Source organism: Tropicimonas sp. TH_r6, assembly GCF_033101155.1.
Taxonomy (GTDB): domain Bacteria; phylum Pseudomonadota; class Alphaproteobacteria; order Rhodobacterales; family Rhodobacteraceae; genus Tropicimonas.
Map to the genome: position 1 here is coordinate 106884 of NZ_JAWMPX010000002.1, position 14398 is coordinate 121281.

Consider the following 14398-nt stretch of genomic DNA (forward strand, 5'->3'; position numbering starts at 1 on the left):
CCGCCCCCTGGCTTAGCTCGCGCTCATGGCACGCGCACCCCTTCTCCAGCTCTCCGACATCTCGCTCACCTTTGGCGGCAATCCCGTCTTCTCCGAGCTCGGCCTCTCCGTCCAGCCCGGCGACCGCATGGCGCTGGTCGGCCGCAATGGATCCGGCAAGTCAACCCTGATGAAGGTCATGGCCGGTCTGGTCGAGCCCGATACCGGCGAACGGATCGTTCCGCCGGGTGTCCATGTCGGTTACATGGAACAGGACCCCACAATGGCGGGTCATGCGACGCTGGGCGATTTCGCCACCTCCGAGCTGCCCGAGGGCGAGGCCTACCGGGTGGAAATGGCGGGCGAAGGGCTCAAGCTCGATCTCTCCCGCCCCATCGAAACCGCGTCCGGCGGCGAGCGACGGCGGGCGGCTCTGGCAAAGCTGCTGGCCGAGGCGCCGGAGTTGATGCTGCTCGACGAGCCGACCAACCATCTCGACATCCAGGCCATCCAGTGGCTCGAGGAACAGCTCGCCGAGACCCGCGCGTCCTTCGTCCTGATCTCGCATGACCGCGCCTTCCTCAACCGCCTGACCCGCGCCACGCTCTGGCTCGATCGCGGTGTCGTGCGGCGGCAGGAGCATGGGTTCACCAGTTTCGAGGAGTGGCGCGACAAGGTCTGGGCCGAGGAAGACGAGGCGCGCCACAAGCTCGACCGCAAGATCAAGGCGGAGGCGCGTTGGGCGGTCGAGGGGATTTCGGCGCGACGGACCCGCAATCAGGGGCGCGTGCGGGCGCTCGGGGCGCTCAGGGCGGAACGCTCGGCGCAGATCCGGCGGCAGGGGACGGCCGATCTGGCCATCGACACGGGCAAGGCCTCCGGCAAGCTGGTGGCTGAAGTCAAGGACATCACCAAGGCTTACGACGACAAGCCAATCCTGAAACCCTTCTCCATGCGCATACAGCGTGGCGAGCGCGTGGCATTTGTCGGCCCCAATGGCGCTGGCAAGACGACGCTGCTGAAGTTGCTCACCGGCGAGATTGCGCCTGATAGCGGCACGGTCCGGCTTGGCACCAACCTGGAGTTGGCCGTGTTCGACCAGACCCGCGCCCAGCTCAATCCGGATGCCACGCTCTGGGAAAGCCTCACCGGCGACAAGGCGCTGCGCGTGCAGGGCAGGGGCGGCGACCAGGTCATGGTGCGCGGCACACCGAAACACGTGGTCGGCTATCTCAAGGACTTCCTCTTTTCCGAGGCGCAGGCCCGCGCGCCCGTCCATTCGCTGTCTGGTGGCGAGAAGGCGCGGCTGCTGCTGGCGAAGATCCTGGCGCGTCCGGCGAACCTGCTGGTGCTCGACGAGCCGACCAACGATCTTGATATCGAGACGCTGGACCTGCTGCAGGAACTCATCTCCGACTATGACGGCACCGTGCTGCTTGTCAGCCACGACCGGGATTTTCTCGACCGGATCGCGACGACGACCGTGGCGATGGAGGGCGACGGACGGGCGATGATCTATGCCGGCGGCTGGAGCGATTACCAGGCGCAGCGGGCGGAGACATCGCAGGCCGCGAAGCCGGCAAAACCCAGATCCGGGAAGCAGGGCGCGTCGGCGTCGGATGTGCCGGCTGCGGAGGCGAAGCCCGCATCGGGCCTGACCTTCACGGAGAAACACCGGCTGGAGGCGCTGCCCGGGGAGATCGAGCGCCTGGAGGCGGAGATCGGCAAGCTGGAGCAATTCCTCTCGGACCCGGATCTCTTCGCCAAGCAGCCCGCGAAGTTCGAAAAGGCCAGCACTGCGCTGGTGGAACGCCAGCAGGCCCTGTCGGCAGCCGAAGAAGAGTGGCTGGAGCTTGAGGAAAAGGCCGCGGGCTGAAACGGTCGGGGCGGTGGTGCGAGGGTCCGACGGGCCCGTCGATACCCGCAAATCTCGGTTTTTCGAGGCTGCGGGGCCTAGGACGAATGGCGAAAGGCATGGACGGGCGGACGTTCATTCGGCTGACATGTCTGTCCAACGCGACAAATCGGTGCCCGAGTGCGAAAATGAAGCTGGCAGCCGACGGAAAATCGGCACAAACTGCGTATCAGGATAGCGCGACGTTGACGTATTGGAGGATTTGATGATCCGCTTCGCACTTCCGATTGCAATGAGCCTTGCCCTCTTGGGCACGTCCGCCCCGGCACAGCAATTCGTGCCCATGGGAAATGCCCTTGCGCGATGGGACGCGAACAATGATGGCAGGGTGACGTTGACCGAGATCGAGACCGGCCGCGCCGCGCTCTTCCGGGCCTATGACAGCAATGGCGACGGGGGTCTTTCCGCGGCTGAATTTGACCGGATCACCCCGAAATCCAATAGCGGGCGTCAGGCCAGCACATTGCGCTCAACGCAGGGCGCCCTTCGGACCCAGATCGACACGAATGGAGATGGTCGCGTCAGCCAGAGGGAATACGTCGCCGGTGCGCGGCTCTGGCGCGACCGCCTGGACAGCAACGGAGACGGTGTCCTGACGGCCGCCGATTTCGGTCGGGCCGGACGCGGCGCCGGGCAAGGGCGTGGGATGCGCTGGAACAACGGGTAAGCGGGGGCCATGTGCCTTGAGCCAGGCGTCTCTGACCGTTCAGTCGGCAGAGCGTTCGGATGCGATATCCCGAAGCGCATCGCGCACGATCACCAGCGAGGAATGGAGAAACAGCCCGGCAATCGCGAAAGCGACAATCAGGTCGGGCCAGACCGTCTCTGTCAGCGCAACAAGGACCGCCGCGACAACCACCGCCGCGTTGCCGATCGCATCATTGCGCGAAAACAGCCAGACAGCCCGGACATTCGCATCCCCCGCACGGTGAGGCACCAGAACCAGCGCCGCCGCGACATTTACCCCAAGGGCGATGAGCGCGAAGCTGCCCATGAGGTCGGCTTCGACAGGTTGCTGGGCGAATATGCGCCAGAAAGTGCTCGCGACCACCGCCACCCCGAGCCCTCCCAGGAACAGGCCTTGAATGAGCGCCGAACGCGCGCGCCACAGCAAACTCCAGCCAATCGCCAGAACGCCCAGGAATGTGATCAGGCCGTCGCCAAGGAAGTCGAGCGCGTCCGCTTTCAAGGCCTGCGATCCCGCGAGGAAGCCGCCGACCATTTCGATCACCCCGTAGCCCAGATTGAGGGCAAGGACGATCCAGAGCGCGCGCCTGTATCCGGCAGCGAGATGTGGCCGGGCATCGGCGCTTTCGGTCACGGCTTCGGTCGGGAGGCGGTCGAGGTGGTAGCCGGCGTCGGTGACGGCGCGCTCGACACCTGCCAGGCGCGTATCGCCTCGCGAAACACCCAGCGAGAGGATCTGCGAGGCCGTCGAGATCCGAAGCCTATCGATCCCCGCGGATCGCACGGCCTTTTCGATCTTTGCGGCACAGGATGGGCAATCCATACCCGTCACGCGGTATTCTACAGCTTGGTCCAATTCGGCAATCTCCGGCCTTGTCGCTGGACCGTAATCCGGGAACAGGCTGGGGAAAAGCCCGCCCTCCGCGCTTGGGCGGTGAAACCGGATGCGGCTTCCGTCAAGGCAGACTCCTTTGGCGGCGCGCATGTCTCCCCGGCCGGCGTCTTGGGAGCCGGCTGTCCGTGCGCCGCCCCGGGTTTCGCGATAGCATCCAGAGAGCGACCGATGAACAGAGGTGAATTGTGTTGAAAATCGACTGGCGCGATCACCGCCGGCAGGAACACGGCCTGGGGCAGATTCAGGAATACCTGAAGCAGATCGTCTATGGCGGCAATGACGGCATCGTCACGACATTCGCAATCGTCGCCGGTTTCGCAGGAGCCACTGCCGACGGCGTGGCGCAGATCGGGGGGCTGGCGGTGCTGGTCTTCGGACTGGCCAATCTCTTCGCCGATGCCGTGTCGATGGGGCTGGGCGAGTTCCTGTCGACCCGGTCGCAGCGTGATCTCTATGTCTCGCAACGCCGGGTCGAACTGGAGGAGTTGCAGACCAATCCCGAGCAGGAGCGGCGCGAGATCGTCCAGATGCTGGTCGAGCGGGGGCTGGATGCCGGGGCCGCGGAGCATATGTCCCGCGAGTTGATTCGATGCCCGGAGATCGTTGCCGATATGATGATGAGCTACGAGCTGGAAATGCCGGACATGCGCAATGGCTCGCCCGCGCTGGACGGGTTGATGACCTTCGTGTCTTTTCTCACCTTCGGGTCGATCCCGCTGATGCCGTATTTCCTGTTCGAACCGACGGACGCGACTTTCTACGGCTCCCTCGCGGCCACATTTTCGGCGCTTGTCCTGTTGGGACTTCTGCGATGGTGGTCGACCCGGGAGAGCGTGCTGCGCTGCGTCGGTGAGACGGTGCTGGTCGGCGGTGCCTGCGCGGTGGTGGCCTATGGCGTCGGGGCAATTGTCGGCGGATAGCGGGCGGTTGACTTCATGACCGGACCTTGATGCGGGTCATCATGCCGGCATAGGCATGGGTCAGCATGTGGCAGTGGAATACCCAGTCGCCGGGGTTGTGGGCCATGAAGGCGATTTCCCGTTTTTCGTCGCCAAACATCAGCAGCGTGTCCCGCATCGGGCCGAGCGTGCCATCCGCATGCACCTCGCGGAAATGATGCCCGTGCAGATGCATCGCATGCGGGAACATCGTGTCATTCTGCAACATCACCCGCACCGTCTGGCCGCGATCGGCAATCAGCAGCGGGTCTTCCGGCATGCCGACATTGCCGTTCATCGCCCAGAACTTCATCGATTGCGCCGCCTCGCGGAAGCCGACCTCGCGCCCGTCCATCCGGGCCGACCCAAAGCCACGCATCGCGCCGCCTTCCATCTGAAGCGTGCTGCGCAGGGCATCGTCCAGACCGGTGACCGCCATATCGGGATTCGGCGGCAGGGGCGCGGGTGTTGGACGCCGGTTTTCTGACGCCTTGCCCTCGACGGTGAACAGGACGTGGCTGAATGCGTCGCCGCGATCGAGCCGGACCAGATGCGCTTCGCCGCCATCTTCCGCAGTCACATCGACGATGATGTCGGCCCGTTGCGCGGGGGCAAGTCGCAGGGTGTCAGGAACCGGTCGCGGCACCTCCAGTGGCATCCCGTCCAGCGCCACGATCCAGCCGTCGAGCCCCTGCAACTGCAGCTCGAAGACCCTCGCATTGGCCGTGTTCAGCAGCCGCAACCGCAACCGCTCATGCTGTTGTGTGGAGAACGAGGCGTTGAAGATGCCATTTGTGACCGCGATATTCCCCAGCCGTCCGCCGTGACTGAAATCATGCATGTTGCCGAAATCGGCGATCTGGCCGGTCTCCGGATCAAGACGGAAATCGTCCAGAACAAGGACTTCCTCCCGGTCCACGTCCGGCCCCTCGGGCTCCTCGACGATCAAGGCGCCCTGCAACCCCCGGGCGACCTGTTCGTAGGACTTGTTATGCGAGTGGTACCAATAGGTTCCGGCATCCGGCAGGTCGAATTCATACAGAAACTCCCCGCCCGGCGGCACGGCGTCCTGGGTCACGCCGGGGACGCCGTCCATGGCGTTGTCGATGCGAATACCGTGCCAGTGCAGCGATGTCGGCTCGTCAAGCGCGTTGATCAACCGGCGCTGCAGGCGGTCGCCCTGCCGTGCCCGGATCTCCGCGCCGGGGACGCTGCCGCCATAGCACCAGATCCCGGTCTTCGGATACCCCTCCGGCGCGATCTGCATTTCGGACAGGGCCGCTTCGAGCACCTCCGCCGGCGCTCCGCTCGACAGCGTGACGCGTGGCGCGAGAGATGCGCCGGTCATCGCCGCAGCGCCGGCCAGCATGGATCGCCGTGATATCATCGTCTTGCTCCCGTGTTGGGTCCTGTGAGCCGTGGACGGTCCCCAAGGAGTATCATTTTTTTCGGCGGCGCGGGCCGCAATTTCGACCGGGTCCCCGAGTGTCGGGATATTCCGGCGATGTCGGTGCGACAGGCCATGGGGCCACAGGCGCGTGAGAGAGGCATTCGACTCCATTGCAAAAGGCGCGCGGCGGACAAGCATTCCACCGCATGAACAGGTCTTCACCGGGACCGCAACCGACAGCGACACCGGCGCAGGTACGGGCCTTCCTGCGCTGGAGGGTCAAGCTTGCAGAGTTGACAAAATGGTGAGCACACCGCGGAGAAAACTGCGGCTCTTGCCGTGACGCACGCAGAAGCCACATCCTTCGCAATGTCTCTCGAAGAGGTCGTGGTCATCTGTGCAATCATGAACCGTTTTCCAAGCCTCGGAACGGTCCACATTGCGCGGGAGGGATGAGCATTTCCGAGGGACAGGGATGGATCCTTCACATGCTGATTAGCGCCATACCACCGCCCGAAATCTCGTGTTTCCGCTTGTCCGAAAGACCCGGTCTGGAGGAAGTCCGGAAAAATTTTGAGTGTCTAACGGGAATTGGGTGCTAAGGTTCGAGGGATTTCCTCGTCGCCATGTTTCGGCATTTATTGCTTTTTTTTGTCGGAACAAGGCTGAATTGATGTCTCCAGAACTGTACCGGACCGACAACGAAGCTTCCTCCAGTTCGGATGCGCCGATCAGCTATTCCATGCTGGACCAGTCACTGTGGACACGGTTCCAGCAGGCGGAAAGCACCGATGATTTCCTCGAGAGCTGGTTTGCATTGCTGATGCGGCAGCAGCCGGCCGGATCGCAGGGGGTGCTGCTGGTCGGAGACGCTCCGGACATTGGCCCGTTCGCGCCGGTGAGTGCCTGGCCGGCCAGGCAGCCGCCGTCACAGGCAATGCTCGACGCCGGCGAACAGGCGCTCGGCCGACGCAGCGGCGTCGTCGTGGGCGAGGGGGATGACGGGCGAATCCTGGCGTGGCCGCTGGTGGTGTTCGAACAACTTTTCGGGGCGGTTGCCGTGGCGGTTGGTGACAGCGCGGCGCCGACGGCGGAACTGTTTCGGCGACTCCAGTGGGGCGCGGCCTGGGTCGAGCTTCTGTTGCGGCGCGAGCAGGAAACGCAGGATGGCGAGCTGCGCGAGCGGGTCTCGGCGGCTTTCGACATGCTCGCAACGGTGCTCGAACATCCGGATTTCGACGATGCCTGCAACGCCCTTGTGACGGACCTGGCCCGACGCCTCGATTGCGAGACCGTGAGCATCGGGTTCCTGCATCGCGGGGGGATGCGGGTGAAAGCGGTGTCGAGCGCTTCTACGTTCGGGCGGCGCACCGACCTGATCCGGGATATTGCGCTGGCGATGGACGAGGCGGCGGACCAGCGCGCGGTGGTGCTCTGGCCGGCGCCGGAGGATTGGGAGTTTCGCGTGACCCGCGCCCATGACGAGCTGGCGCGCAGCCACGGGGTCGGCGCGGTGCTGACGATTCCGTTGCAGGCGCGGGACGCGTTTGTCGGGGCGCTCTGTTTCGAGCGGCCGAGAGGAGACGGTTTCACCGCGGCCGATGTGGAAATGTGCGACGCGGTGGCTTGTGTCGCGGGGCCGGTTCTGGACGAAAAACGGTCCAATGACAGGCTGTTGCCGGTCAAGATCGCCCAATCCGCAGGGCGGTTTCTCCGCCAGCTTTTTGGGCCATCGCATTTCGGTGCCAAGATGGCGACCCTGGCGCTTGCCGGGCTGATTGCCTTTTTCAGCTATGCAAAGACCGACTACGTGGTGTCCTCCCCGGCGCGGCTCGAGGGAACCGTGCAGCGCAGCGTTGTGGCGCCGTTCAACGGGTATCTTGCCGCCCAGAAAGTGCGCGCCGGCGATCTGGTGGAAGAGGAAGAGATCGTCGCGGTGCTCGACGAGAAGGACCTGTCGCTGGAACGGCTCCGTCTGGTCACCGAACGGCAGCAACGGACGAGCGAGCTTGACCGGGCGATCGCGGATCGCGATCGGGCGCAGGCGAATATCATCCGCGCGCAGCTCGACCAGAATGACGCGCAGCTATCGTTGGTGGACGAGCAGCTCGCGCGTACCCTGATCCGGGCGCCGTTTGCCGGCTATGTCGTGGAGGGCGACCTCAGCCAGCGGGTCGGGGCGTCGATCGAACGCGGCGAGACGCTGTTCATGGTTGCGCCGCTGGCGAGTTTCCGTGTCGTCCTGGAGATCGGCGAGCGCGATATCCCGGACGTGACACCGGGGCAGGAGGGGACGTTGCGCGTCTCGGCCTTCCCGGAGGCGCCGCTTGGCTATCGGGTCGTGCGGGTCACGCCGCTGGCGCAGCAGGCGGATGGGCGGAATTTCTTTCGCGTCGAGGCGGAGCTTCTGGGCGGCAGCGACAAGTTGCGGCCCGGCATGGAAGGAGTTGCGCGCACCGAGATTGGCGAACGCCTGCTGATCGCCAGCCTGACCGACGATCTGGTGGACTGGATGCGTCTCGCTCTCTGGAAATGGGCGCCGTGATGGGGAGCGCGCGCGCATGACGACCCGATCCTGGTCCAGCGGCTCATGGTATCGTGTCTCGGCCTTCCGGCCGCGGCTGCGGGGACATGCGAGCATCTATCGGCACCGCTACCGGGGCGAGATCTGGTACGTGTTGCAGGACCGTGCCTCGGGCCGGTTCCACAGGTTCACACCGGATGCGCATCGCCTGATCGCGATGATGGATGGCAAACGGACGCTGGAGGAGATCTGGGAGGATGCCTGTACGCATCTGCGGATCGATGCGGTGACACAGGAGGAGCTGGTCCGGCTCGTCGGGCAGCTCTACACCGCCGATGTGCTGCAAGGCGACGTTCCCTCCGACATTGCCGAGCTTTCCGAACGCGGCCGCCGGTTCCGGCGTCAGAAGGTCGTGCGCTCGGTCCTCAACCCGCTGGCCCTGCGGGTTCCCCTGATGGACCCGGACGATTTCCTGTCCGCGACCATGCCGTTGGTGCGTCCCCTCTTTTCCTGGTTCGGGGTGCTGCTGTTCTTCGGCGTTGTTATCTATGGCGCGGTGTTGGTGGCCCTCAACTGGGACCCGCTGACCGAGAACGTGGTGGACCGGGTGCTGGCCACCGAGAACCTGATCCTGATCCTGCTGGCCTATCCGGCGGTCAAGGCGCTGCACGAGCTTGGCCATGCCTGGACGATCAAGCGATGGGGCGGGTCCGTACACGAGATCGGGGTCATGTTCCTCGTCTTCATGCCGGTGCCCTATGTGGATGCTTCCGATTCCATCGCCTTTCGGGAGAAATGGCGCAGGGCGCTGGTCGGGGCGGCCGGCATCCTCGTGGAGATTTTCTTGGCCGCGCTGGCGATGATTGTCTGGGCCGGCGCGGAAGACGGGATCGTGCGGGCCTTTGCCTTCAATGTCATGCTGATCGGCGGTGTCTCGACATTGCTTTTCAACGGCAATCCACTGTTGCGCTTCGACGGCTATTACGTGCTCTGCGATGTCCTCGAAATCCCCAATCTCGGGCAACGGGCCAACAAGTATATCGGTTACCTGGTCCAGAGGTACGGCTTTGGCATGAAATGGGTCGAGAGCCCCGCGAACGCGCCGGGCGAACGGGGCTGGTTCGTCTTCTACGGCCTCGCCGCGTTCATCTATCGGCTGTTCATCACCTTCTCCATCGTCACGCTTGTGGCCTCTCGGTTCTTTGTCATCGGTGTGATCCTGGCGACCTGGGCTGTGTTCCTGATGCTGGTGCTGCCGGTGCTGAAGATGATCTGGTTCCTCTTCACAAGCCCGGCGCTCCGGCGCCAGCGCGGCCGCGCGCTTGCGGTGACGGGCGGGGGGCTGGCGCTGGTCCTCGGCCTGCTCATGGCGGTGCCGTTGCCGCATTCGACATTGGTCGAGGGCATCGTGCAGCCGGAAGCCGACGCGATCGTCAACGCCACCTCCGAAGGGATCGTTGCCGAGCTGATCGTGGAACCGGGTGACAGGGTCGAGGCCAACGCGCCGATTGTCCGGCTGGAGGATCCGCTGATCGAGGCGCGCCGCGCGGTGCTGGAAGCGCGGATTGTCGAGATCGAGCGGCGGCTGGCTGCGGAATCGGTCTTTGACCGGACGGCAGCGCGCATCCTCGAGGAAGAACTCGCCGCCGCGCGGGCCGACCTCGCCTTGACCGAGACCCGGATCGCCGAGCTGACGCTCACCGCGCGCAGGGACGGGATCGTGATCCTGCCGAATGCCAGCGACCTGCCGGGCAGCTTCGTCCGGCGCGGGCAGGGCATCGCCGTGGTGGCGGGGTTCACCGATCCGCTGGTCCGCGTCGTGGTGCCGGAGACGCGGGCGGATCTGGTCCGGGCGGATACCCAGGCCTTGGAACTGCGCTTTGCCAGCCGACCCGAGCGGGTCTGGACAGCGCGGATCGACCGGGTCTTTCCGACCCTCACCCGCCAGTTGCCGACCCTGGCGCTGTCGACCGAAGGCGGCGGGCGGATCGCACTTGATCCGGCAAGCCCGCAAGGGCGGCCCCAGGCCTTCGAAGGGTTCTACCAGCTCGACCTGCGACTGGAGGACCCGGTGGCTGTCGGCACCTATGGCGACCGCGTGCTGGTGCGGTTCGCGCATAGCGACAGCCCACTTGTCCTACGTCTCTACCGGGGTGCCACACAGGTATTCCTGAAATATTTCGCCAATGGCAAAGCCTGAGGCGTGACGGATCCAAACGCGCAACTCAACAGGAGGAAACGACACATGGCAACACAGCTTCTCTTTTACGAAAAGGCCGCGCCGGTCACATTCAAGGACCACGGGGATCTGTCGGTCAAGACAGGAGGCACGTATGGCTTTGCCCGCAACGTGAACTCCGTGCCGCTCACGGCGGTCGAGTTTTCGGCCGCGGCGGCGGCCTATCCAATCGTCTTTGCCGGGGAGGGGGACGCCGTGATGCCGGCGGTGATCCTGGGCGCGCGCGCCGAGGAGAACCTCTTCGTCGACGAGGATGGGCGCTGGTCCGGGAGCTACATCCCCGCCTTTGTCCGCCGCTACCCGTTCGTCTTTTCCTCGAGCGATGAGGGCAAGCAACTGATCCTGCATGTCGACGAGAGCTTCGAAGGCTGCAATCGCGCAGGCCTGGGCGAACGTCTCTTCGATTCCAGCGGTGAGCGGACGCAATATCTGCAGAATTTGCTGCGTTTCCTGCAAGAATACCAAGGGCAATTCGCGCGCACGCAGGCCTATTGCAAGCGGCTCAAGGACCTCGACCTGCTGCAACCGATGCAGGCCCAGTTCCGCATCGCTGGCGGCGAAGAACGGTCGGTTTCGGGGTTCCATGTGATCGACCGGGAAAAGCTCAAGGCCGTCGAGACCGATGTGCTGCGGCAGATGTTCGATACCGACGAGCTGGAATGCACCTATCTGCATCTGCATTCCCTGCGCCATTTCAACGATATGGTGCAGCGCCTTGCCGGGAGCTCTCCCGAGGCCGAAACCGGGACCGATGACGGGGACGCCGCCGCGACCGATGCCGCTGAACCCGCAGACGAAACGGTCTGAGGAGACACCGCGATGGAGCAGTTCGACGACGCGACCGCCCGGCCGCTCCGCCTGGAATTCTATCCGGAGCGGAGCGATCGGGAGGACGGGTGGCTGGAGAGCGTGGAAACCGCGCTGTCCGGCGCCCTTGGCGCGGCGCTGCGGCTGTTCCATCCGGTGGCGGAGCGGATCACGCTCCGGCGGATCGCGCGCGCCGGTCGAAAGATCGAGCGATTGCACGATGCCGCGCTCGAAGGCGAGATCCGGGAAACCCGTGCGGCGCTCCGGCGGCACGGGCTGACCGGGGCCAATATCCGGCGGGGATTTGCGTTGGTGCGAGAGGTCAGTCGTCGCGAGTTGGGTCTGCGGCATCACGATGTCCAGATCCGCGGCGGGCTGGCGATGATCCGCGGCGAACTGGCGGAAATGGACACCGGCGAGGGCAAGACAATCACTGCGGCGCTGGCGGCGGCGACCGCCGCGATGGCCGGGATGCCGGTGCATGTGATCACCGTGAACGGCTACCTCGCGCGGCGCGATTGCGAAACGCTCCTGCCGGTCTATCGCGCCCTTGGGCTCACATCGGCAGTCATAGAGGAGGACATGGCGCCCGAGGATCGGCGCGCGGCCTATGGCGCCGATATCTGCCATGCCTCCAACACCGAGATCGCCTTCGACTACCTGCGTGACCGGCTCGTGTTTGGCGGGCGGCAGGGGGATTTGCAGCGGCGGCTCCGGCGGTTGACGGGTGATCGGGATCTGGAAAACCGGCTGACCATGCGCGGATTGCATTTCGCCATCGTCGACGAGGCGGATTCGGTGCTCGTGGACGAGGCCCGCACGCCGCTGATCATCTCGCGGCAAAGCAATCCGGAGGACGAGGCGGCCTGGACCGGGCAGGCGCTCGCGCTGGCACGTGAGCTGCGTCAGGGCGTGGATTACAAGGTGGTCGGCGACGAGAGGCGCGTTCGGTTGACAGAGCCCGGGCGCGAGACGCTGGCCCGACGCGCGGCCCGGCTCGACGGTCTCTGGGCCAGCCCGATCCGCCGCGAGGAGGTGATGCATCAGGCGCTGTCGGCCTTACACCTGTTCAACCTTGGCGATCACTACCTGATCCATGACGGCAAGGTGCAGATCGTCGATGAATACACCGGCCGGTTGCAACCGGACCGATCCTGGTCCGACGGGCTGCACCAGCTCATCGAGGCCAAGGAAGGCGTCGAGGTGACGGGCCAGAACCTGTCGATGGCGCGGATGACCTATCAGCGGTTCTTTCGTCGCTACCGCATGCTGGCGGGCATGACCGGTACGGCGCGGGAGGTGCGCGGCGAGCTTCGGTCGGTTTACGGGCTGCAGGTGAGCCGGATCCCGCCCAACCGGCCGTCGCGGCTGCGGTTCTGGCGACCGAAAGTGCGTGCAAGGATGGCCGACAAGTGGGATCGGGTGGCGGCGAGCGCGGCGCGCGAACTGGCGCGCGGCCGGCCGGTGCTGATCGGTACGCGCTCGGTGGCCGCGTCCGTGCAGGCCAGCGCGGTGCTGACGGCCGCCGGGATCGATCATCAGGTCCTGAACGCGGAGAACGACACCGAGGAGGCCGCCGTGATCGCGGGGGCAGGGGCGCCGGGGCGGGTGACCGTGGCCACGAACATGGCCGGGCGCGGGGTCGATATCGCATTGGAGGACGGCGTGTCGGCGGTCGGTGGGCTGCATGTCATCCTGACCGAACGCCATGACGCCGGACGGATCGACCGGCAGCTTGCCGGGCGCGCCGGGCGCCGGGGCGAGCCGGGCTCGGCCGAGGAGATCCTGTCGCTGGACGATCAACTGCTCGACTTGCTGCAGATGCCGCTCCGCCGTCGGCTGGCGCGGATCGGCTGGGGGACCTACGGGCTCCGGCTGCGGCTCTTCAACCGCGCTCAAAGGCGAACCGAGCGCGCGCATGCACGGGTTCGTAAGGAACTGGTCCGGCAGGATCGCCGTCTCAACACTCTACTATCCTTCACGGGGGGGCTGGAATGATGTCGACCTTTGTCCAAAGCGGTCTGTTGGGGGCTTTGCTGCTCATGGCCTCGGCGGAAAACACGCCAGCCCAGTCCGATATCGACTGCCTGATGGATCCGTCCGAGATCGTCGAGCTGGGGTCGCCTGTCTCCGGGCTTCTGGAAACGGTCCTCGTGGCGCGGGGCGACGCGGTGGAGGCCGGGCAGATTGTTGCGCGGCTGAACTCGACGGTCGAACGCAGCACCGTGGAGCTACTGGAACTGCGGGCGAACTCGACCTCGGTGATCGAGGCGCAGCAGGAACAGGTGGCAATGATCGAACGCCGCCACAACCGGATCGGGGAGCTGCGCAAGAAAGGCGTCGCGTCGGAGGAGGCACTCGACCGGATCGAGGCCGAGCGCATCGCGGCGCAAAGCCTGTTGGTCCAGGCAGAGCTCAATCGCGACATCGCGGTCAAGGAGCTGGTGCGCGCCCGCGCGGCGCTCGGGCTGCGCGAGATCCGCTCGCCGATATCCGGGATCGTTGCCGAGCGGGTCCTGACCGGCGGGGAATTCGTCGGTCAGGACGACCATGTCCTACGGATCGTGCGGCTCGACCCGCTGAGCGTCGAGGCGTTCGTCCCGGTCGAGATGTTCGCAAAGGTGCATCCGGGGGACCGGGCGACGATCTTCCCGGCGCCCCCGCTCGACGGTGAGTTCGACGCCGAAGTGCAGGTCGTGGACCGGGTTTTTGATGCCGCCAGCGGTACATTCGTGGTGCGCCTGGAGCTGCCAAATCCCGACGGCGCGCTGCCGGCCGGCCATCGCTGCACGGCGCGATTTGCAAATGGCAGTTGATCCCGGTCCGATCTCGTTCGCTACCTCCGGTTGAGCGAAAGAGGGTCGGCACCATTAGGGGTTTTGCAAAAACTGCCGTAAGGTAAGTGAAGGACACCGGTCGGACGCCGGGACAGTATGCGCGAACGAGTATTCCAGGCATTGCCATTGCTGCCACATTTTGGCGGTCTGGGTTGTTTTATTTCAAATTATTCGCGGGGGACGAGAA

10 protein-coding genes are annotated in these 14398 nt (G+C 65.2%); 8 read left to right on the forward strand and 2 right to left on the reverse strand.

What is annotated here, in order from left to right; translation table 11 throughout:
- Window positions 1-25 precede the first annotated feature (25 nt).
- A complete protein-coding gene (locus R3X27_RS02660; RefSeq protein WP_317707276.1) occupies window positions 26-1855 on the forward strand; it encodes an ABC-F family ATP-binding cassette domain-containing protein in 1830 nt (609 codons plus the stop codon).
- Between the two features lie 244 nt (window positions 1856-2099).
- On the forward strand, window positions 2100-2561 hold the full coding sequence (locus tag R3X27_RS02665; protein ID WP_317707277.1) for a hypothetical protein: 462 nt from the start codon (window positions 2100-2102) through the stop codon (window positions 2559-2561).
- A 39-nt stretch (window positions 2562-2600) separates the two neighbouring features.
- Here the strand turns inward: R3X27_RS02665 and R3X27_RS02670 are convergent, their stop codons facing one another.
- Window positions 2601-3437, reverse strand: coding sequence for a cation transporter (locus R3X27_RS02670; protein ID WP_317707278.1), 837 nt, complete (start codon window positions 3435-3437; stop codon window positions 2601-2603).
- Between the two features lie 224 nt (window positions 3438-3661).
- On the opposite strand from R3X27_RS02670, the gene R3X27_RS02675 reads away from it, so the two are divergent.
- Window positions 3662-4396, forward strand: a complete 735-nt coding sequence (locus tag R3X27_RS02675) for a VIT1/CCC1 transporter family protein (RefSeq protein ID WP_317707279.1) — start codon at window positions 3662-3664, stop codon at window positions 4394-4396.
- Window positions 4397-4409: 13 nt separating this feature from the next.
- On the opposite strand, the gene R3X27_RS02680 is transcribed toward R3X27_RS02675, so the two are convergent.
- Window positions 4410-5801 carry a multicopper oxidase family protein gene (locus tag R3X27_RS02680; protein ID WP_317707280.1) on the reverse strand — a complete coding sequence of 464 codons (1392 nt, stop codon included), beginning with the start codon at window positions 5799-5801 and terminating at the stop codon, window positions 4410-4412.
- Window positions 5802-6477: 676 nt separating this feature from the next.
- Here R3X27_RS02680 and R3X27_RS02685 point away from each other — a divergent pair.
- The 5 genes from R3X27_RS02685 to R3X27_RS02705 are packed head-to-tail and all read left to right on the forward strand — an operon-like array spanning window position 6478 to window position 14190.
- Window positions 6478-8349, forward strand: coding sequence for an HlyD family efflux transporter periplasmic adaptor subunit (locus R3X27_RS02685; RefSeq protein ID WP_317707281.1), 1872 nt, complete (start codon window positions 6478-6480; stop codon window positions 8347-8349).
- A 16-nt stretch (window positions 8350-8365) separates the two neighbouring features.
- Window positions 8366-10528 (forward strand): efflux RND transporter periplasmic adaptor subunit, encoded by a 2163-nt coding sequence (locus R3X27_RS02690; RefSeq protein WP_317707282.1) that lies wholly within the window; start codon window positions 8366-8368, stop codon window positions 10526-10528.
- 45 nt (window positions 10529-10573) lie between these two features.
- Window positions 10574-11374: a SapC family protein gene (locus R3X27_RS02695; RefSeq protein WP_317707283.1), complete on the forward strand. Its 801-nt coding sequence runs from the start codon at window positions 10574-10576 to the stop codon at window positions 11372-11374.
- 12 nt (window positions 11375-11386) lie between these two features.
- The gene (locus R3X27_RS02700; protein ID WP_317707284.1) at window positions 11387-13372 is read left to right on the forward strand and encodes a hypothetical protein; all 1986 of its coding nucleotides are present in this window, start codon (window positions 11387-11389) and stop codon (window positions 13370-13372) included.
- Window positions 13369-14190: an efflux RND transporter periplasmic adaptor subunit gene (locus tag R3X27_RS02705; protein ID WP_317707285.1), complete on the forward strand. Its 822-nt coding sequence runs from the start codon at window positions 13369-13371 to the stop codon at window positions 14188-14190. Before R3X27_RS02700 ends, R3X27_RS02705 begins: the two co-directional genes overlap by 4 nt.
- Window positions 14191-14398 lie beyond the last annotated feature (208 nt).

Bases quoted from the DNA above. Each gene is read 5' to 3' on its own strand.
- R3X27_RS02690 (WP_317707282.1), top strand. From the start codon at position 8,366: ATGACGACCCGATCCTGGTCCAGCGGCTCATGGTATCGTGTCTCGGCC.
- R3X27_RS02660 (WP_317707276.1), top strand. From the start codon at position 26: ATGGCACGCGCACCCCTTCTCCAGCTCTCCGACATCTCGCTCACCTTT.
- R3X27_RS02680 (WP_317707280.1), bottom strand. From the start codon at position 5,801: ATGATATCACGGCGATCCATGCTGGCCGGCGCTGCGGCGATGACCGGC.
- R3X27_RS02695 (WP_317707283.1), top strand. From the start codon at position 10,574: ATGGCAACACAGCTTCTCTTTTACGAAAAGGCCGCGCCGGTCACATTC.
- R3X27_RS02685 (WP_317707281.1), top strand. From the start codon at position 6,478: ATGTCTCCAGAACTGTACCGGACCGACAACGAAGCTTCCTCCAGTTCG.
- R3X27_RS02700 (WP_317707284.1), top strand. From the start codon at position 11,387: ATGGAGCAGTTCGACGACGCGACCGCCCGGCCGCTCCGCCTGGAATTC.
- R3X27_RS02665 (WP_317707277.1), top strand. From the start codon at position 2,100: ATGATCCGCTTCGCACTTCCGATTGCAATGAGCCTTGCCCTCTTGGGC.
- R3X27_RS02705 (WP_317707285.1), top strand. From the start codon at position 13,369: ATGATGTCGACCTTTGTCCAAAGCGGTCTGTTGGGGGCTTTGCTGCTC.